The sequence below is a fragment of the Mesorhizobium sp. CA16 genome, assembly GCF_020165175.1.
Classification (GTDB): domain Bacteria; phylum Pseudomonadota; class Alphaproteobacteria; order Rhizobiales; family Rhizobiaceae; genus Mesorhizobium.
Genome location: NZ_JAIUHP010000004.1, coordinates 144,042 through 161,323, shown reverse-complemented (window position 1 = coordinate 161,323; position 17,282 = coordinate 144,042). Strand labels below are relative to the sequence as shown.

The following is a 17,282-nucleotide window of genomic DNA, read 5'->3' as shown; positions in this document are numbered from 1 at the left end:
TCAACCCTTCTTCCGGGTCGTTTCGGCGAGGCTGAGCAGGCCGTTGGGCAGCACCAGCATCAGGACGATCATCAGGCCGGAATAGATGAGCAATTGGAATTGGCCGGTCTGGAACAGGAGGTCCCAGCCGAAATAGAGCACGAGTGTGCCGAGCATCGGCCCGAACACATAGCCGAGGCCGCCGAGGAAACAGTTCAGCATGAAGTTGACGGAATCGGTGACCGTGAAGCTCGACGGATAGATCGATTGCGAGATGGCGGCGAAGATGGCGCCGGCCACGCCGCCGAAGAAGGACGACACGGCGTAGGCGATGATGCGCAGATAAGCGATGTTGACGCCGATCGAGGAGGCCAGTTCCTCATTCTGCTGCAGCGACTGGCAGAGCTTGCCGATGCGCGAATTGACCAGGCGGTACATCACCCCGAAGCAGATCACCATTAGCGTGACCGCCAGAAGATAGAAGGCAAGCCGCGAATTCTGCAGCGTGGCGAAATCCGGAATGATGGTCAGGCCGAAGACCGACAGCGCGCCGGGCAGCGGGATGCTGACGATGCCCTTGGCGCCGTTGGTGATCGGCAGCGCCAGCGCGAGCAGCCGCGCCACCTCCGTCAGCACCAGCGTGACCATGGCGAAATAGACGCCACGCAGCCGCAGGATCGGCAGGCCGATCAGCACGCTCGCAGCGGCGCAAAAAAGTCCGGCCACCGGCAAGGTCAACCAGAACGACCAGCCATAGTTCATCACCAGTATGGCCGAGACGTAGCCGCCCATCAGCGCATAGGCACCCTGGCCGATGTTGATGCGGCCGATATAGAAGGTGAGCCAGACACCTGCGCTGGCGATGCTGAGCAGCGCCACCGAGGTCAGCGTGTAGTAGAGATCAAAACGACCGCTTGCCGAGATCGCGGCCGGCACGGCGATGAAGACGATCGCCAGGAAGGCCGCGACCGATGCGATTTTCATGTTGCGGTTGCGGGTCATGGCGCCATCAACCCCACGGCTTGCCCATCAGCCCGTTGGGACGGACCGACAGGAACACCATCAGGGCGGCGAATATGACGAGGTAGGTCACGTCGCCATATTCGCGCAGCACGGTGAGGCCGACCGACTCCATCATGCCGAGAATGAAGCCACCGGCGATGGCCCCGCCGACGACGCCCGCGCCGCCGATCATCACCATCAGGAAGGCCTTGATGGAGATCGGCCCGCCAATGCCGGAATTGACGCCGGTGATGGTGACCAGCAGCCCGCCGACGACGCCCGCGAGCATGGCGCCCATCGCGAAACCGATCATCGAATAGCGGTCGACGCGGACGCCCATCAGCTGGGCCGCGACGCGGTCCTGGGCAAGCGCGCGCATGGCGCGCCCGACCCGGCTGTACTGCATATAGAGCACGAAGGCTGCGATGAAGACGATCGCCAGCACGCCGACGACCATGCGATCGTAAGGCATGATGATGCCGGCATCGTTGAAGACGCCCTTGACTATCTTGGGAACGCCGCGCTGCTTTTCGCCGAACAGAAGCAGGATGACGGCGTCGAAGAAAAAGGCCGTCGCGGCCGCGAGCAGCATGGTGCTCTCCTCGCGGTGACTTCGCCTGATGACGGTGCGGAAGAGGAATTTCTCCATCAGCGCGCCGATGACGGCGAGCGTGACGCCAGAGGCGAGCAGCGCGACCACGAAAGGCAGGCCGAGCTGGCCGTAGACAGTGTAGGTGATGAACCCGCCCAGCACATACATCTGCCCGTGAGCAAAATTGAGCACGTTCATCAGGGCGAAGATCAGGGTCAAGCCCAGCGCGATCAGCGCGTATTGGGCACCGAGATACAATCCGTTGGCGATGACCTGTTCCATGGATACCTTCGATCTTCCGCGGGGTCCGGCCTATCGGACCCCGCGGCAAGCTGGAGGAATGACGCTCGAAGGTGGCGCTAGTCGACGGAACCGACGAACAAGGTCTGGAAAGCGCCGTCCTTATATTCGTTGACCACCATCGGCACCGAAAGCTGGCGCTTCTGGCCGAAGGAGGTCATGCCGACATAGCTGAGCTTCGCGTCGCCCTTCAGGAAGGGATTGGGCGCCGAGAAAGTGTCCATGGTCTTCTTGAATTCCTCGACGTTGTTGATGGCCGCCGGATTGGCCTTCAAGGTCTCGATGATGTATTCGAGCGCATAGACCTTGGTGTTTGACTCGTCGTTGTATTCGCCGAACATCTTGGTGTAGCGGGCGACGAATTCCTTCATCGCGTCCGAGGCGATCTCCGGCGTGGAGGCGCCGCCGACGGAGATGAAGCCGTTGGCGTATTCGCCGGCGCCCTCTTCCAGGACCTTGGCGTCCTGCGCGGTTTCCGTCGAGATCAGGCCTTCATAGCCGAGCTCGCGGGCGGCGCGGATGAGCAGCGGCGCGTTGGCCGGGGCCACGCCGGACAGGACGAGCAGGTCGGGCTTCAAAGCGACGATCGGCGTCAGCACTGGCGTGAAGTCGCGGGTGTCATTCTGGTAGGTGTCGTTCTGGGCGACGACTTCCAGTCCAAGTGCCTTCGCCGCCTCGACGCCGCTGTCGCGCTGGCTGAGCGGGTCGGATTCATTGGCCGCGACAAAGGCGATCTTCTTCACGCCTTTGTTTTCCTTGAGATATTTGTAGATCGCAGGGCCTGACTGATAGTTGGCGATCATCCCGAGCACCGCATTGGAGGCCGGCTTCTGGTAGAGCGCCTTGGGGAAAGCGTAGGGAAAATAAATGATGCCGTTGGCCTCGGCGACGGGGCGCACCGCGGCGGCGCCGTCATCGACATTCGGCCCGACGACATAGTGGATGCCTTCCTGCGCCATCTTCTCCATGCCGGCGATGGCGCGCTTGGGATCCTTCTGGTCGTCGAAGGTCACGATATTGATCTTGTAGGTGTCGTTGCCGATCTTGACGCCACCTGTCTCGTTGATCCAGGCGGCGCGGGTCTGCATCGAGCGCACGTTCGACGTGCCCCAGGCGGCAGCGGGGCCGCTGGTAACGCCGACGAAGCCGATCTTCAGTTCCTTGTTTTCAGCCTGCGCGGACGAAATGCCGAGAGCGGCAAGCGCCAGGGTCGAGACGGCGCCGAGCGCCATTGATTTCAGAGTCGAGCGACGGTTGATCATAGTTTCAGTTCCCCTTGGTTATCGCGCTTTGTGTTTTGCTCGTAGGCTGCGCGTATAGCGTAAGGGAAACCGGCCGAGGTCGATTGTCAACATCTTTCTTCATTATTGTATACAATGTCTGGGTCGACTGTGTGCGATGACCCGCAGACCCGCGAGAGGATCGGTATTCAAAGAGGCCACGTCCGGCCAACCACAGCCACCCCGGCGAACTCCGATAAGTTCGCAGAGACCATAACGCAAAGAGGGTCGAGGCTTGTCGAAAACGCTCCGAGGAACGCCGCCCCCAGGGAATCCTACTTCCCGCAATAGTTATCGTTGATGTAGTTCACCGCATTCGCGTCCGGTCCGACGCGGTGATACGCGCAGGCGCCCGCCGCCGTGGTGGTCATCTGCTGATCGTAATAGCGCGGACCGCCGAACAGCGTCTCGATGATGTCGTCGCTGGCTGGAACATAACGCTCCTGTTTGACGACGCGGTAGCGATGCTGTTCGCCAGCGGCGGCCGGGCCCGCCATCATGGCTGCTGCGGCAAGCACGAGCGCGGCGATTGCAAAATATTTCGTCATGGCAGCGACCTTCCGGCAATTCGGATCTGCAGCATAGCCAAAATCGCCAGTGGAACAAAAGTTCCCGTTTCGCACTCGCGGCCGGTGAGTTCCTCGACACAGAAATTTGTGCGATGCGCATCATGGATAGGGGAGCAGTTCGCACTCGAGGTGTGGATCGCCGCCACGTTCAGCAGCAGCATTTGAGCGACCAGCAAGGATGGGGTGCGACAAAAACCGCAGCCGAGACCAAGACTCCTGTATGTTCGCCCGATTGCGATCAAGGAATTAGGAAGGAACTACCCAATGGACTTGTTCAAACTGGACGGCGACGTTGCGCTGGTCACCGGCGCCGGCAGCGGCATCGGTCAGGCGATAGCGGTCGGCCTTGCGGAGGCCGGTGCCGACGTCGCGTGCTTCGGTCACGCCTCGAAGGGAGGGCTCGAGGCGACGGCCCAAAGGATCACCGCGCTCGGCCGCAAGGCGCTTGCGATAACCGGCTCGGTGACGTCGGAAACCGATCTCGCCACCGCGGTCGAGCGTATCGAAAGGGAGCTCGGCGCGCTTACGGTTGCCGTCAACAATGCAGGTATAGGCGGCGCGCACGCGGCCGAGACCTTGCCGCTGGCCACGTGGGAAGAACTCTACGGCATCAATGTCGGCGGTGTGTTCTTGTCCTGCCAGGCCGAGGCTCGCGTGATGCTGCCGCGCCGCAAGGGGTCGATCATCAACGTGGCCTCCATATCCGGCTCGATCGTCAACCGTGGTCTCCTCCAGACGCACTACAACTCGTCCAAGGCAGCAGTCATTCACATGACCAAGAGCCTGGCGATGGAGTGGTCGGACCGCGGACTGCGGCTGAACGTGCTCAGCCCCGGATACACGCTGACCCCGATGAACCGCAGGCCGGAAGTGGCCGAGCAAGTGAAGAACTTCGAGCGCGATACGCCCATGGGTCGCCTCGCGGCACCCGAGGAGATGATAGGCCCGGCGGTGTTTCTGGCCAGTCGAGCCGCGTCTTTCGTCACCGGCATCGATCTTATCGTGGATGGCGGCTTCGTGTGCTGGTAGCAAAGCGAAGCACGGCGTGCTTCGTACTTAAATCGAAGGACGTCGCGGCCTTGGCAAAGGGCCGCGGGAAACGCGTCGCGATCCGACCCGAAACCGGGATCCGCCGTTGCATTTGTGCCAGGTCGCCCGCCTTCTCAAGCGCAGCGGCCGGCAGTGGCTAATTATGGTGGATTTCCGTGCCGAGCACCTTCAGACACTCACGAATGAAGGCAGCAAGTGCGGTCCACCCTTTGGCCGAAACCATCGTGCCGTCTACATAGGCGTCGGTGGGCGAGAGGTCGATATAGGTGCCGCCCGCAAGGGTGACCTCCGGCTCGCAGGCCGCCAGCGCACCGACCTTCTTGCCGCGCACGACACCGTCCACCGCTATCAGAATCTGCACGCCGTGGCAGATCGTGAAGATCGGCTTCCCGGTCTCGTGGAAGTGGCGGACCATGGCCTGAACGCGCTTGTCGGTGCGGATGTATTCCGGCCCGCGGCCGCCGGCGCAGTAGACCGCATCATACTGGTCGATCTGCCTTTCCGCCTCGGAAAACGTCTTGTTGATCAGCGCGTAGTGTCCGGGCTTCTCGGTGTAGGTCTGGTCGCCCTCAAAGTCGTGCAGCGAGGTCTTGATCCGGTCTCCGGCGTTCTTGTCGGGGCAGACGACATGGATGGTGTGGCCTACGGCTTCCATGGCCTGCTGATAGACGAAGATTTCGTATTCCTCGGTGAACTCTCCGGTCAGCATCAGTATCTTTTTGGCTGGCATGGTCTTCCTCTCGGTTGCGTGGCAGTGCAAGGCGCGCCTTGGGTTTTGGGCATCGGATTGTGGATGTCAGCAAAGGGCATGTTTCACCCGCCTGGAACGTCCGGCCGCCTATTCGAACGCAGGCAGGAGCCTGTCGCGCGAGTTCTCGATGTGCACCCGCATCGCCGTTCGCGCCGCGTTCGCATCGCCGGCTGCGAAAGCCGAGAGAATGGCTTCGTGCTCGTCGAGAGCCTCCTCGGTTACGCGCGAGTGGTACATCAGCCGGAAAATGTGAAAATGCGTGTGCTGGTGGTTCAGCGTCTCGCGGATGATCTCGTTCTGCGCGAACTCCATGATCTTGTCATGGAAGATCGCATCCTGGCGGGCGAAGTTGGAATAGCGAAGGCGCTCGTCCCTGCCCTCGCCGCGGGTCATGACCCCCGCCGCCTCTTGCAGGGCCGCCAGCCGGGCAGCGTCCAGGCCGGCCGCTGCCTTGGCCGCGGCGGCAGGCTCAAGCAAAAGGCGCAACTCGTAAAGCTCGTCAAAACGCCGGCGTGTGATCTGCGGTGCGGCGCGATAGCCGATCAGATGGGTCTTGATCACTAGGCCTTCGCCTTCCAGGCGCCCGAGAGCCTCGCGGATCGGCGTATGCGAGACATCCAGTTCCCGGACGAGATTGTCCACGGTTATGCGCGACCCCGGCGCGATCTTGAGCGACATGAGTTGCTGGAAGATCGCCTCGTAGACGTCTCCCGCGAGGCTGTTTGCGCGCTGAATTCTGCCTGTCGGCCGCGCGTCGTCATCAAGCTTCACATCGGGGTTCTGCATCTTTTGCCTCTTGACAGGAAGGACCACTAACACGATGCTCCGGCCAATTCAATCCTATATCCTATACGATTTTATAGCGGATACGCCTAAATGGAAGCGATGGATCGCCGATCCATACTGGAAGGGCTCACTCGATGACCTTGTTCGCCGCAGCGCGATTGCCGCGTGAAATCTTGTTCGGCAAAGGTCAGCGCCAGGTGCTGCCGCAGGTCGCGTCCAGGCATGGCAAGCGCGCGCTCGTCTGCACCGACGAGCGCTTCGCGGCAACGGCCATATTCGGCGAGATGATGGCCGCGCTGAGCAATGCCTCGGTTGAAATCCTTGTCCATGACCGCACTCTGCCGGACGTGCCCCGGGACAGCGTCGCGGTCTGTGTTGCCGAGGCGAAGGATTTCAAACCCGACATGGTCGTTGGGATCGGTGGCGGAAGCTGCCTCGACATGGCTAAATGCGCGGCGCTGCTGATCAGTCATGGCGGCAGGCTTCAAGACTACTATGGTGAGTTCAAGGTCCCGGGCCCAGCACTGCCGCTGATTGCCGTGCCGACCACCGCCGGCACCGGATCGGAGGTGACGCCCGTAGCCGTCATCTCCGATCCGGAGCGCCTGCTGAAGGTCGGCATTTCAAGTCCTCACCTCATCGCCGCCGTCGCGCTATGCGACCCGGAGCTGACCGCGACTTGCCCGCCCTCGCTCACGGCAATTGCAGGCGCCGATGCCCTGACGCACGCCATCGAAGCCTTTACGGCGGCGAGACGCGGAACCGATCCGACACTGCCGCAGCAGCACGTCTTTGTGGGCAAGAGCGCTCTCACCGACCATTTCGCGCTATTGGCCGTCAAGCTTCTTGGCCGCAGCCTGGAAAGGGCCTACCGGGACGGTGCGGACGAGGATGCGCGCGCCGATGTGATGATGGGCGCCTTGGCGGCCGGCTGCGCTTTCGGCACGGCCGGGACAGCCGCCGCCCATGCCGTGCAGTATCCGGTTGGCGCGCTTACCCACACGCCGCATGGGTTGGGGGTGGCGACCATGCTTCCCTATGTGATGAACTACAACTTGCCCGCCGCCGCCAGCGAGTTTGCGGAGGTCGGCGCCGCGCTCGGTTTGCCCCAGGCGGACATTGAACTCAAGGACAGGGCTTCCGCGACCATCGCAGAGGTCTCACGGCTTTTCGGCGCGATCGGCATCACACGGACGCTGGCTGATCTGGGCCTGCCTGCCGGCAAGATCGAGTGGACCGCCGAGCAGGCGCTCGGCATCGACCGCCTGATCAAAAACAACCCCCGCCCTTTCGACGCCGCCGCTATGCGACGGCTGGTGCAAGCGGCCTATGACGGCGACATGCCCGCCGTTCTGATGTGAAACAGGAGACACCTGATGAACGCTTCTCCAGGGCTTTTGGACGAGGACGAGGTCTCCGAATATGCCACGTTCTCACACGGGCTCTATATTGGCGGGCAATGGCGGCCCTCGTCGGACGGGCGCGTTATCGAGGTGGTCGATCCATCGACGGAATCCGTCATCGCAGCCGTTCCCGATGCTACGCTGGCTGACGCCGCGGCCGCCGTCGACGCCGCGGCCAAGGCGGCGGCTGCTTGGCGCGAAACCGCCCCACGCAAACGGTCGGAGATCCTGAGACGTTGCTTCGAACTGATGACCGAGCGGGCGGAGACGTTGGCCGTGCTGATTTCGTTGGAGAACGGCAAGGCGCTGCGCGATGCACGCAGCGAAGTCGCTTATGCGGCCGAGTTCTTTCGGTGGAACGCCGAGGAAGCGGTTCGCATCAGCGGCGAGTTCGGCCTTGCGCCTTCCGGCGCAAACCGTATCGTCGTCGACTACCAGCCGATAGGCATATGTGTGCTGATCACGCCATGGAATTTTCCAGCTGCCATGGCCACACGCAAGATCGCGCCGGCGCTCGCAGCCGGCTGTACCGTGATCCTGAAGCCCGCCAGCGAAACGCCGCTGACTGCCTATGCGCTTGCCGCGCTGTATGAGGACGCCGGCGTCCCGCCCGGTGTCGTGAACGTTCTCACCACGTCCAAACCGGGGCCGCTGACCGCTGCCATGCTGGCCGACCCGCGAGTGCGCAAACTTTCGTTCACCGGCTCCACCGGCGTTGGGCGCGTTCTTCTGGCCGAAGCCGCCAGGCACGTCATCTCCTGTTCGATGGAGCTTGGCGGCAACGCTCCCTTTGTCGTGTTCGACGACGCCGACCTGGAGGCCGCGCTCGACGGAGCGATGATTGCCAAGATGCGCAACGCCGGCGAAGCATGCACTGCCGCCAACCGGCTTTATGTCCAGGCGGGTATACATGATGCGTTCGCGGAGGGACTGCGCAAGCGCATGGCCGCCCTCAAGGTGGGCCCCGGCACGGACGTCGAGACCGAATGCGGCCCGATGATCACCCGCAAAGCCCTCGAGAAAATCGACCGGCTCGTCAAAGACGCGGTCCGTCGCGGTGCAAAGGTGCTGTGCGGAGGCGCAGCCTCGGATGACAAGGGCTTTTTCTACCCGCCGACGGTTCTTTGCGACGTTGCCCCGGATTCGGAGATGGCGCACGAGGAAATATTCGGTCCCGTCGCTCCAATCATGCGCTTCGACGATGAGGCCGAAGTCATCGCGCGCGCCAACGACACCGAATACGGGTTGGCGGCCTATATCTATACGCGCGATCTGGCCAAGGGCATGCGCGTGGCATCAAGGATCGAGTCGGGTATGATAGCGCTGAATCGGGGCCTGATGTCCGACCCTGCGGCTCCCTTCGGCGGCGTCAAGCAGAGCGGCCTGGGACGCGAAGGCGGGCAAAAGCACGGCATCAGCGAGTTCCTGGAAGCCAAATATATCGCCGTGACGATGTGAGGGCGCAGGCGTGACCAGGGATCCGTTTCGCATCCGCGACCACGTTGCGGAGTTCGACGATATCGTCGCCGAGATCGTTCGCCGCAGCGCGGAGACCCGGGCGAAAATCCCGAGCGTCGCCGATATCGCCTACGGACCGGACGCCGCCGAAACCGTCGATCTGTTCTTTCCCCTGGGAAAACGCGATCGCCTGCCGGTGCACATGTTCATCCACGGCGGCTACTGGCGCATGTTCTCCAAGCGCGATTATTCCTATGTCGCGGACACGGTGACGCGGGCGGGCGCGATCGCGATCATCGTCGACTATTCACTGATGCCCTCGGTGAGGATGGCCGCCATCGTCGAGCAGGTGCGCCGAGCCAAGCGTTGGGTGCTCGAGCACATCGCCGAGCATGGCGGCGATTGCGGCCGCCTGACGGTCAGCGGGCACTCCGCCGGCGCCCATCTGGCGACGATGCTGTTCAACGATGACGGCCGATCATCAAGCGTCAAAGGCGCGCTGCTGCTTGGCGGCTTGTACGAGCTGAAGCCTCTGCAGACCTCCTTCCTTGCCGCCGAGATCGCCATAACGGACGAGGAGGCCGCCAGCCTGTCGCCGCTGACACATCGCTTCGATCCCGCCGTAGAGGTCGAGATTGCTGTTGGAGCCGAGGAAACGCCGCCGTTCCACAGCCAGGCCGAGGCATTTGCGAAGCATCTGCGAAAACAAGGGCTGGCAGTCTCTCAAACCGCCCTCTCCGGTGCCAATCACATGAGCAGCGTTCGCGACCTTGGAGTGAGTGGAACCGAGGCATCGGATCGTCTGGCCAAGCTCATCGCCACATAGAGCCCTATCCAGATACCGCTGGCCTGCGAAGTGGAATGCTGCGCTCAATCCCGCTCAAGCGGCGCAGGCCGCAAGCGCGCCGGCTGCATGGGGCGGCTATGGCGACAAAAGCGTCAAACCGTAAGAGACCGTAGCCGCTCAAAAAGTTCTCCGCCTTGAAGGTTGCCATCGCCCGAACGTCAGATGCGCAAGCGTCCCCGGCGACCTGCCACGCGTCAGTCGCGCGATATGGACAGCCCGGCGAGAAGCGGCGCGTGCGCGGCAAGCCTGCGGGATATGAACTCGGTGAAGAGCCGCACGCGCTTCGTCTTGCGGGACTCCCCCTGCGTGAGAAGCCAGAGCGTTCCGTACATGTGCAGGTCGGTTCCCGGCACGCGCTTGGCGCGACAGAGAAACATTGTGCGCCTTCGAGCGCTTCATCCGCTCCTTGTGGACTGTCCACACCGCGGGCCCTTCCAAGGAAGGCAGCCAGTTCGACGAGGTCTAGCCACCAAGTCGCTGGCCGGCTCAGATCTCGAGCAGCGCATAGGGCCGGCCCGTCGGCTTCGCGACGTGCATGGCGACATTGTAGACTTTCGCGCCGCCGGGAGTTTGACCTTCGAAGGTGCCTCGATGCGCGTGACCATGCACGACGGCGCTCACCTTGAACCGGTCGATCGTTTCGGCCAGCCGGGAAGAGCCGAGGAACGGGAAGATTTCAGGCGGCTCGCCAGCGACCGTTTCCGCGATCGGGGCGTAGTGAAGCACAACAAGCGTCCGCTTGGCGCGGACTTGCCGCATGGCATTTTCCAGCCGCATCGCCTCGCTGACGCTCTCGGCCACCATGGCCTTGATTGCCGGCTCACCGAAGGACCCGAGCATCCTCGAGCCGAACCCGCCAACAAAACCTTTGACGCCGACAAAGCCGACTTCCATCAGTTCCGTCGCCTGTCCGTCGAGGAGGTAAACGCCGGCCTGGCGAAGTGTCGCCCCTATCTGCTCGGCGCAATCGGATTCGTAGTCGTGGTTGCCGAGCACCGCGACCACGGGAATCGAGCAGGCCCGGAGATCCTCCGCCAAAAGCTCGGCCTCCTTTGGCTTGCCGAGATTGGTGAGGTCCCCGGTAAGCACCAGGACGTCGGCTTCGCGCGAAACCTCGCCGAACAGGTCGCGATGGGAGGTCTGGGCATCTTCCTGAACATGCAGATCGCCTACCGCGGCGACTTTGATTTTGCCGTTTCCGCTCGTTTTGCTTGCCCTGCTTTGTTCAGCCATCGTGAAATTCTCCAACGCCGCCGACCCCGGCAAAGCCCCATTCCTTGACATCGATTTCGTAGTCGACCTGCGACAGCAGTCGACCGCGGCAGATCTTCATCCTCGGTGAAGGCAATTGCCGCTGCCTGGCGAGCCGGTCGAGCAGATCGTCAAGCAACCAGTCGGGAATGCGGTCGCGTTCGCTGGGATAGATCCAGCGGAAATTCAGCAACTGCATCAGCAGCACCTCCCAGTGAATGTCGAGATAAGACAGCAGCCTTTGCCAGTCGATCTGCTCATGTGCCTTGAGGATGGTATGGGCGATATCGGCGCCGTCGTGCCGTCCCCTGTCCTGGATGAAGCATTTCGACCAGATAAGTTCCGTAGGTCCGATGATCCTGACCCGGCTGCCCAGCAGCTCGACCTGCCGGGCATGCTCCAGCCACTGGTCCTCGACCTGCATGGTGCCGTTGGCGGAAGCAAAGATCACGTCGAAGAAATGCGGACCTTCGAAGACCTTCCCCAGCCAGCGATCGTCCTCGATCACGACGGCGTAGCCGATATCCTTGAAATGGGCGAGGATGCGCGGACAATCGCCTGCCTTGCAGAAGATATCGAGGTCCTTGGTCTGGCGCACGACGCCGGTATAGGCGCTCACCGCATATGTCCCGGCAACCAGAAAAGGAATGTCGGTGGCGGCGAGCTCGCGGATCGCGTGCGTATAGAAAGCTTCCGCCTCCGCGCTCTTCAGCGTCGGCTCCGCCTTGGCGTCGATCACAGGCAGCGTCGCCAGCACGCCCGGCAACTCGTCATCGGCCATCGACCGTTGCTCCGAGCTCAAATCTTCATCCGGGATGTAAACAGCAACCTGACCGGCTGGTTCCGTTGCCGGCGACTGTGGGTGAGCCTCACCTCACTCCCCTTGGTTGCGGTATAGGCGCTCGGTTGCACGATCGCTCTCGCGGCGTTCGGCCGGTCCTCGGTGCCGGCGGGTCAAAAGAGCATAAACGAGCACAAGCAGGAGAATAATCGGCCCGCCGATCACGACGAAGGCCCACAGATCGATACCGAGCATGGCTTTTCCTTCCCGGTTGGAGGCGGTCGGTCGTCCGGCTAACCGAGTTGGCGGCCAAATGTTCCGCCCACCGTCCGTGCGAGGCGACAGTTAAGCCGATCTCGACTCACGGCCGTGCCCTTGCTCGACGAGACGGAACGTAGCGGTCGCGTCCATGTTTACTGAAGAAGCGCGCTTTCCATGGAGAATGGGATCGCTAAAGGCCTTCCGCAGGCATTGCGGAGCCATTGAAAGCCCGGTCTGCTTATCCTCGTTGGTGACACAGGAGCGCAGACCGGGCCTGCCTCGGTGAGGGAACTAAGGCCGCCGCAGTCTGCGCCACGATCGGTCGCGCCGCCTTAACATAGGTTGTTGTCGCAAACGCCGATTGAAGGATGATGCCGTGTCCGATCACCGTTTCAGCGGCAAAGCGGCCATGCGCTATCGCAGCAAACGTTTTCGCAAACCGGTCGTGGTGCAGCCAGGTCGCATCGACCGTGACCGCGTCGTCGTGTCGGTGCTGGATGCGGCTGACGTGCTTTTGCACGATTGGCCCAAGCCTCATTTGAGGACACGGCGCCGCGCGATCCAGGCCTGCCTTGCGGTGTTGCGCAATCAGGAGCCGCCAAGGGTCGCACGCCAGGCTTTCATCGCTGCTGCCGAGGACGCCAGAATTTGCTTGGCGACCAGAGCTGAGATCAGACGCATCCCGGGTCCGCCATGGGCGAGCCGAGATTTTGCCCGCCCCGATCTGAGCCAGCAGCCCAGCGGGATCGTTCCAGCAAAAAGGCGGCTCCCCGCGATGGCCATGCCGTTTCTCCGATCAGGCGCTCGGTACGCCGGCGGGTGCGAGGGGGGACTTCCGAACCACACCGAGCCGCATGTTCCGTGCAGCGACCGACGGAACGTTTACCGGCGGACGTTGTTCTTCAACCAGGAGGAACGGTGATGGCCGACGACAAGAACAAGCGCGATTTCCGCGACCGCGACCGCGTATCGGGCGATGAGGAATATGAGGTCGCGTATTTCGCGCGGAAATTCCAGCTGACGATGCCCGAAGCCCGGGAGCTTATTCGCAAACACGGCAATGACCGCGCGACGCTGGAGCGCGAAGCCAAGGCGCTCGGTTCCCGTTAGCCCGGAATGACCTTGCGCGGATGCGTCTGGCTGAAGCCGCAGGCGAAGGGAATGCGCGCGCAAAGCCAGTGTGATTGATCGAAGCGCCAACGTCTCCAGACGTGTCGTTGCACCGTCGAAGCTTCAAAGAATTTTCCCGACTCCCTCTCATGGGTTAATGCGCGACCGCGAGACCGGGAGCATTCGTTGGCTGCAAGAGAATAAGCGCGGCTTAGGGAGGTGCGGCGTGATCAAATATCATCCTGTCCGGCTGAACGAACTCATCGAGCACTATATGGAAACGCGTTCCTCGCACCGCTCGCCGGTGTCGGTGGCCGCGGCCACGCGGGCCATCCTGACTGTCATGCCGGATTGCTCGGTAGAGTCTCCTCAATTGAGCAACATGATCGCGCGGTCGGCCGTCAAGCATGGACACGCCGTCAGCTTCGACTTGATGTCGGTCTAATCCGGCGAGGATCTCTCAAGGGGCCGCAAGGCCGGCGCGCCATGTCCAGCGGGTGACGCGCCGGATTGGTCGGCAGTGGGCTGTCCAGCTGCGATTGGCAACACGAGAGGGGCGCGGCCGCGTCGTAGCCGGTGGCGCACACCCGCGGCAGCCGCTTCTCAGCGCTTGGCTCACGACGCATGATCAATCGGCGGTCCGGCCGTCGAGATAGGTTACGGCCGTCTCGACGTGACCTTGACCAGGCGCTTCCAAGGCCTTCTGGCTGATCGCGACCGGGATCGATCGCCGTGAAACCGAGCGCGAAAATCGCGGCTGTGATATCCTGCTCAGGAAAATACGCGTCTCCAGGACGGTGCACGGGCATCGACGACTTTCTCGTCCATATGCGCTTCCTTCCTGCGCGCAGTCGTCCGCGGCAAACGGACGTTAACATAGGTAAGGTCGTTGCCCGATCGTTCTGTGTATCACCGACAAGAAGGATAAGGATGAGGCGGCCTCTGATCCGGAAGCTCGAGAAGTTCACGCGGCTCTCGCAAGCCGACAAGGACATGCTGCTCAGAATAGCGGCGCAACGGGTTCGACGTTTCGCCGCGCGCGAGGATATCATCCACGAGGGCGAGAAGCCCGAATTCATCAATCTGATCAGCGAGGGCTGGGCCTGCCGCTACAAGACCCTCGAAGACGGGCGCAGGCAGATCATCGCATTTTTCCTGCCTGGGGACCTGTGCGATCTGAATGTCTTCGTCCTGAAGGAAATGGACCACTCTATCGGCGCCATCACGCCGGTCGTGGTGTCGGAAATCTCGCGCACGGCCTTCGACGAAATGATGATCGGGCATCCGCGCATCACCCAGGCACTGTGGTGGGAATCGCTCGTCGCAGCGGCGATACAGCGCGAGTGGACGGTCAATCTCGGGCAGCGCGATGCACTGGAGCGCATGGCGCATCTATTATGCGAGCTGTTCATCCGGCTGGAGGCCGCGGGCTGCACGAGCAACAGCAGTTGCGAGTTCCCGCTGACGCAGACGGAACTGGGCGAGACGCTGGGCATGTCGACGGTTCATGTGAATCGCACCCTGCAGGAGCTGCGCGCCTCGAACCTCATCGTGCTGAAGGACAGGACGCTGACCATTCCCAACCTTCAGGCATTGCAGGACGTCGCGCTGTTCAATCCCAATTATCTGCATCTCGATCGCGAAGGCAGGCATCTCGATGCCAATGAAGAGTGATGTCAAAGGGCCCACCCAAAAAGCCGCTTGAACGCAGCCTGGCCGAGGTCAAGGCGGCCCTGCACGAGCATGCGAGTGCCGAAGCCGGGCTGCGCGCAGGCGAGGAGAACCTGCAGGATTTCGGAGAGGCCGCCTCGGACGTGCTTTGGATCCGCAACGCCGAGACGCTGCAGTGGGAATATCTGAGCCCGGCTTTCGACGCCATTTACGGCATGAGCCGTGAAATGGCCCTGGCCGGCGACAACTTCGCCAGCTGGATCGACCTTGTCCTGCCTGAAGACCGCGAGCATGTGCTGGCCCAGATCGAGCGCATTCGCGACGGCGAAAGCGTCACCTTCGAATACCGTATATGCCGGCCGGCCGACAATGAGATACGCTGGCTGCGCAACGCCGATTTTCCGATGCGCGATGAAGCGGGAAAGGTCGCCCAGATCGGGGGCATCGGTCACGACATCACGCGTCAGAAGGAATGCGAGGAACAACACCAGGCCCGCTTCGCCGAATTGCAGCATCACGTGCGCAACACCCTGGCCATCATCCGCTCGCTCGTGCGGCGCACGATGGAGAAGAGCGAATCCCTGGACGAAGCCGCGGCCCATCTGGAAGGCCGCATCAACGCCTTCGCCCGGGTCCAGGCGGCCATCACACGCCGCCCGTCGATCGGCATCAGTCTGGCATTGATCGTGGCGGAAGAATTGCGTGCTGCGGGCGGCCGGGAAGGCGAGAACCTGACGATCGAAGGTCCGGCCTTGACGCTTGCACCCAAGGCCGCCGAGACAATGGGGCTGGCCATTCACGAGTTAGCGACCAACGCCCTGAAATACGGAGCACTGTCTAGCCGCGCGGGCCGCATCGACATCCAATGGCAGCTGGAAGAGGACCTGCTCCATTTCAAATGGATGGAGAGCGGATCCCACGATTTCAAACCCGTCGAGCGGCGCGGCTTCGGCTTGGAGGTTCTGGAGGGCACCTTGCCGTACGAACTGGGAGCGACAGTGGACTTGCGGCTGGCTCCGAGCGGGCTCAATTTCACGGCTGCCATCCCGCTTGAGGCCATCGGCGGCCAGTAGCACGACCACGGCTGTCGGCGACATGGTTGCCGCCCTCTTCCAGACTAGGCGCGATGACCGTCAGCTGCTTCTGGAAAAGCGAGCCTCGTCCTCGTCCCTTTGCCGGCCGCCAAGCACTCCCGCAACGGCCGCGATGAAGGCGCCGATCACCAGCGACAATGCGCCAACCAGAGCAGTGGTGGCGCTTGCCTTGCGGGCCTTGTCGGCGGCCGCCTTGGCTTTGTTCTTGGCATCCTCGACGCTGGCGAGGACCTCGTCCACCCGCTTCTGCGCATCGGCCTGTGGAAGGCCCGTCCGCGATGCCACCAGGCGGGCGAGATATGCCTTGTCATTCGCGCTCATTTCCCCGTTCGCAGCGCTGATTGCCAGTATGCGTGTTGCCTGCCCAGCGGCATCGGCATTGTTCTGAGGCGTGCCGGCCGGTGGTGTCGCAGCGGCTGCGTTATCGGCCGGCCGGAACAACGCGTCGACGAAATAGCCAGCCAAATCATTGGCGGATGGCGCCTGCGCCGACGAGGCCTGCGAAGCTGCACCGGCTGCGGCGCCGCTCAACAAGCCGGTCGTCGCCTGGGCGCCTGTGCCGACAATTCCCGAGATCGCCGTACCAAGGACGGTGGCCACCAGCAAGGTGGCAAGCGCCCAGGCCAGAAACCCGTGCGCGGTATCGCGGAAATACACCTCATCGGTATGAACGTTGACCCACTTGGTGCGAAGCCGTCCGGCAATATAGCCGCCAAGCGCGGATGACAGCCATTGCACTATGACCAGCCAGACCGCGGTCGACACGGCGAATGTCGTCAGCGAAGCGCTGCCCCAGGGCGACATCATCGTCAGACCAAGCCCGGAACCGACGAGCATGAGGACGAGCGTCAGAGTGGCCGCGGCGAAAGCGCCCGCCACGATAGGTCCCCAATTGACGGCAGACGAAGATGTTTCGATCGCGGCTTCGTCGACCGCGGAAAAGGCATTGGTCATTGTCCGCTCCTACCGCGCGAAAAGCATCAAAAGGATAATGATCGGAATCGGAACGCCGAGCAGCCAGAGTAGAATACCTCGTCCCATTTCTTCCTCCTGCAAGTAATCTTCAGTGCTTGTAGGTAATTCCCGGATTCGGCTTT

The 17,282-nt window shown here is 62.4% G+C and carries 20 protein-coding genes and 1 pseudogene; 9 read left to right on the top strand and 12 right to left on the bottom strand.

Features of this window, described 5'->3' with window-relative positions; translation table 11 throughout:
- The 5 genes from LB525_RS08490 to LB525_RS08470 all read right to left on the bottom strand — a co-directional run bounded on the left by LB525_RS08490 (position 1) and on the right by LB525_RS08470 (position 3,883).
- On the bottom strand, positions 1–963 hold the full coding sequence (locus tag LB525_RS08490) for a branched-chain amino acid ABC transporter permease (RefSeq protein WP_224544286.1): 963 nt from the start codon (positions 961–963) through the stop codon (positions 1–3).
- Positions 964–988: 25 nt separating this feature from the next.
- Positions 989–1,855 carry a branched-chain amino acid ABC transporter permease gene (locus LB525_RS08485; protein ID WP_224544285.1) on the bottom strand — a complete coding sequence of 289 codons (867 nt, stop codon included), beginning with the start codon at positions 1,853–1,855 and terminating at the stop codon, positions 989–991.
- 77 nt (positions 1,856–1,932) lie between these two features.
- Positions 1,933–3,135, bottom strand: coding sequence for an ABC transporter substrate-binding protein (locus LB525_RS08480; protein ID WP_095768827.1), 1,203 nt, complete (start codon positions 3,133–3,135; stop codon positions 1,933–1,935).
- Positions 3,136–3,428: 293 nt separating this feature from the next.
- Positions 3,429–3,701, bottom strand: coding sequence for a hypothetical protein (locus tag LB525_RS08475; protein ID WP_095768828.1), 273 nt, complete (start codon positions 3,699–3,701; stop codon positions 3,429–3,431).
- Positions 3,698–3,883 carry a hypothetical protein gene (locus LB525_RS08470; RefSeq protein ID WP_224544284.1) on the bottom strand — a complete coding sequence of 62 codons (186 nt, stop codon included), beginning with the start codon at positions 3,881–3,883 and terminating at the stop codon, positions 3,698–3,700. The genes LB525_RS08475 and LB525_RS08470 overlap by 4 nt, the downstream gene beginning before the upstream one ends.
- A gap of 103 nt (positions 3,884–3,986) precedes the next feature.
- Here LB525_RS08470 and LB525_RS08465 point away from each other — a divergent pair, with 103 nt between their 5' ends.
- On the top strand, positions 3,987–4,751 hold the full coding sequence (locus LB525_RS08465) for an SDR family oxidoreductase (RefSeq protein ID WP_224527771.1): 765 nt from the start codon (positions 3,987–3,989) through the stop codon (positions 4,749–4,751).
- Between the two features lie 157 nt (positions 4,752–4,908).
- On the opposite strand, the gene LB525_RS08460 is transcribed toward LB525_RS08465, so the two are convergent.
- Both LB525_RS08460 and LB525_RS08455 read right to left on the bottom strand, forming a co-directional pair.
- Entirely contained in the window at positions 4,909–5,502 is a 594-nt protein-coding gene (locus tag LB525_RS08460) for a DJ-1/PfpI family protein (protein ID WP_095768830.1), read from the bottom strand.
- Between the two features lie 108 nt (positions 5,503–5,610).
- Positions 5,611–6,309: a GntR family transcriptional regulator gene (locus tag LB525_RS08455; protein WP_224544283.1), complete on the bottom strand. Its 699-nt coding sequence runs from the start codon at positions 6,307–6,309 to the stop codon at positions 5,611–5,613.
- Positions 6,310–6,443: 134 nt separating this feature from the next.
- Here LB525_RS08455 and LB525_RS08450 point away from each other — a divergent pair, with 134 nt between their 5' ends.
- From LB525_RS08450 to LB525_RS08440, 3 genes are read left to right on the top strand one after another with little or no spacing between them, the layout of a single operon-like run.
- On the top strand, positions 6,444–7,670 hold the full coding sequence (locus LB525_RS08450; protein ID WP_224544282.1) for an iron-containing alcohol dehydrogenase: 1,227 nt from the start codon (positions 6,444–6,446) through the stop codon (positions 7,668–7,670).
- A 15-nt stretch (positions 7,671–7,685) separates the two neighbouring features.
- Complete coding sequence (locus LB525_RS08445; RefSeq protein ID WP_224544281.1) at positions 7,686–9,170, top strand: NAD-dependent succinate-semialdehyde dehydrogenase; 1,485 nt, start codon at positions 7,686–7,688, stop codon at positions 9,168–9,170.
- Between the two features lie 10 nt (positions 9,171–9,180).
- On the top strand, positions 9,181–9,996 hold the full coding sequence (locus tag LB525_RS08440) for an alpha/beta hydrolase (protein WP_224544280.1): 816 nt from the start codon (positions 9,181–9,183) through the stop codon (positions 9,994–9,996).
- A gap of 215 nt (positions 9,997–10,211) precedes the next feature.
- Here LB525_RS08440 and LB525_RS08435 read toward each other — a convergent pair.
- The 4 genes and pseudogenes from LB525_RS08435 to LB525_RS08420 form a co-directional block, all read right to left on the bottom strand.
- Positions 10,212–10,373: pseudogene (locus tag LB525_RS08435) on the bottom strand (LysR family transcriptional regulator); the annotation flags it as partial.
- Between the two features lie 130 nt (positions 10,374–10,503).
- Positions 10,504–11,250, bottom strand: coding sequence for a metallophosphoesterase (locus LB525_RS08430; RefSeq protein ID WP_224544279.1), 747 nt, complete (start codon positions 11,248–11,250; stop codon positions 10,504–10,506).
- On the bottom strand, positions 11,243–12,049 hold the full coding sequence (locus LB525_RS08425; protein WP_095768838.1) for a hypothetical protein: 807 nt from the start codon (positions 12,047–12,049) through the stop codon (positions 11,243–11,245). Before LB525_RS08425 ends, LB525_RS08430 begins: the two co-directional genes overlap by 8 nt.
- 93 nt (positions 12,050–12,142) lie before the next feature.
- On the bottom strand, positions 12,143–12,304 hold the full coding sequence (locus tag LB525_RS08420; RefSeq protein ID WP_224544278.1) for a hypothetical protein: 162 nt from the start codon (positions 12,302–12,304) through the stop codon (positions 12,143–12,145).
- A gap of 367 nt (positions 12,305–12,671) precedes the next feature.
- Here LB525_RS08420 and LB525_RS08415 point away from each other — a divergent pair, with 367 nt between their 5' ends.
- The 5 genes from LB525_RS08415 (at position 12,672) to LB525_RS08395 (ending at position 16,164) form a co-directional block, all read left to right on the top strand.
- The gene (locus LB525_RS08415) at positions 12,672–13,232 is read left to right on the top strand and encodes a DUF982 domain-containing protein (protein WP_224544277.1); all 561 of its coding nucleotides are present in this window, start codon (positions 12,672–12,674) and stop codon (positions 13,230–13,232) included.
- Positions 13,232–13,420 carry a DUF3606 domain-containing protein gene (locus LB525_RS08410; RefSeq protein WP_095768840.1) on the top strand — a complete coding sequence of 63 codons (189 nt, stop codon included), beginning with the start codon at positions 13,232–13,234 and terminating at the stop codon, positions 13,418–13,420. Before LB525_RS08415 ends, LB525_RS08410 begins: the two co-directional genes overlap by 1 nt.
- Before the next feature lie 226 nt (positions 13,421–13,646).
- Entirely contained in the window at positions 13,647–13,865 is a 219-nt protein-coding gene (locus tag LB525_RS08405) for a hypothetical protein (RefSeq protein ID WP_224544276.1), read from the top strand.
- 485 nt (positions 13,866–14,350) lie between these two features.
- Positions 14,351–15,094, top strand: a complete 744-nt coding sequence (locus LB525_RS08400; protein WP_224527746.1) for a Crp/Fnr family transcriptional regulator — start codon at positions 14,351–14,353, stop codon at positions 15,092–15,094.
- Entirely contained in the window at positions 15,094–16,164 is a 1,071-nt protein-coding gene (locus tag LB525_RS08395; RefSeq protein ID WP_224544275.1) for a sensor histidine kinase, read from the top strand. The genes LB525_RS08400 and LB525_RS08395 overlap by 1 nt, the downstream gene beginning before the upstream one ends.
- Before the next feature lie 60 nt (positions 16,165–16,224).
- Here LB525_RS08395 and LB525_RS08390 read toward each other — a convergent pair whose 3' ends face one another.
- The gene (locus LB525_RS08390) at positions 16,225–17,139 is read right to left on the bottom strand and encodes a hypothetical protein (protein ID WP_224544274.1); all 915 of its coding nucleotides are present in this window, start codon (positions 17,137–17,139) and stop codon (positions 16,225–16,227) included.
- Positions 17,140–17,282: the final 143 nt, after the last annotated feature.

Excerpts from the sequence above, each read along its gene's own strand:
- LB525_RS08490 (WP_224544286.1), bottom strand. The coding sequence starts at position 963 with ATGAAAATCGCATCGGTCGCGGCCTTCCTGGCGATCGTCTTCATCGCC.
- LB525_RS08485 (WP_224544285.1), bottom strand. The coding sequence starts at position 1,855 with ATGGAACAGGTCATCGCCAACGGATTGTATCTCGGTGCCCAATACGCG.
- LB525_RS08480 (WP_095768827.1), bottom strand. The coding sequence starts at position 3,135 with ATGATCAACCGTCGCTCGACTCTGAAATCAATGGCGCTCGGCGCCGTC.
- LB525_RS08475 (WP_095768828.1), bottom strand. The coding sequence starts at position 3,701 with ATGACGAAATATTTTGCAATCGCCGCGCTCGTGCTTGCCGCAGCAGCC.
- LB525_RS08470 (WP_224544284.1), bottom strand. The coding sequence starts at position 3,883 with ATGCTGCTGCTGAACGTGGCGGCGATCCACACCTCGAGTGCGAACTGC.
- LB525_RS08465 (WP_224527771.1), top strand. The coding sequence starts at position 3,987 with ATGGACTTGTTCAAACTGGACGGCGACGTTGCGCTGGTCACCGGCGCC.
- LB525_RS08460 (WP_095768830.1), bottom strand. The coding sequence starts at position 5,502 with ATGCCAGCCAAAAAGATACTGATGCTGACCGGAGAGTTCACCGAGGAA.
- LB525_RS08455 (WP_224544283.1), bottom strand. The coding sequence starts at position 6,309 with ATGCAGAACCCCGATGTGAAGCTTGATGACGACGCGCGGCCGACAGGC.
- LB525_RS08450 (WP_224544282.1), top strand. The coding sequence starts at position 6,444 with ATGACCTTGTTCGCCGCAGCGCGATTGCCGCGTGAAATCTTGTTCGGC.
- LB525_RS08445 (WP_224544281.1), top strand. The coding sequence starts at position 7,686 with ATGAACGCTTCTCCAGGGCTTTTGGACGAGGACGAGGTCTCCGAATAT.
- LB525_RS08430 (WP_224544279.1), bottom strand. The coding sequence starts at position 11,250 with ATGGCTGAACAAAGCAGGGCAAGCAAAACGAGCGGAAACGGCAAAATC.
- LB525_RS08425 (WP_095768838.1), bottom strand. The coding sequence starts at position 12,049 with ATGGCCGATGACGAGTTGCCGGGCGTGCTGGCGACGCTGCCTGTGATC.
- LB525_RS08420 (WP_224544278.1), bottom strand. The coding sequence starts at position 12,304 with ATGCTCGGTATCGATCTGTGGGCCTTCGTCGTGATCGGCGGGCCGATT.
- LB525_RS08410 (WP_095768840.1), top strand. The coding sequence starts at position 13,232 with ATGGCCGACGACAAGAACAAGCGCGATTTCCGCGACCGCGACCGCGTA.
- LB525_RS08400 (WP_224527746.1), top strand. The coding sequence starts at position 14,351 with ATGAGGCGGCCTCTGATCCGGAAGCTCGAGAAGTTCACGCGGCTCTCG.
- LB525_RS08395 (WP_224544275.1), top strand. The coding sequence starts at position 15,094 with ATGTCAAAGGGCCCACCCAAAAAGCCGCTTGAACGCAGCCTGGCCGAG.
- LB525_RS08390 (WP_224544274.1), bottom strand. The coding sequence starts at position 17,139 with ATGACCAATGCCTTTTCCGCGGTCGACGAAGCCGCGATCGAAACATCT.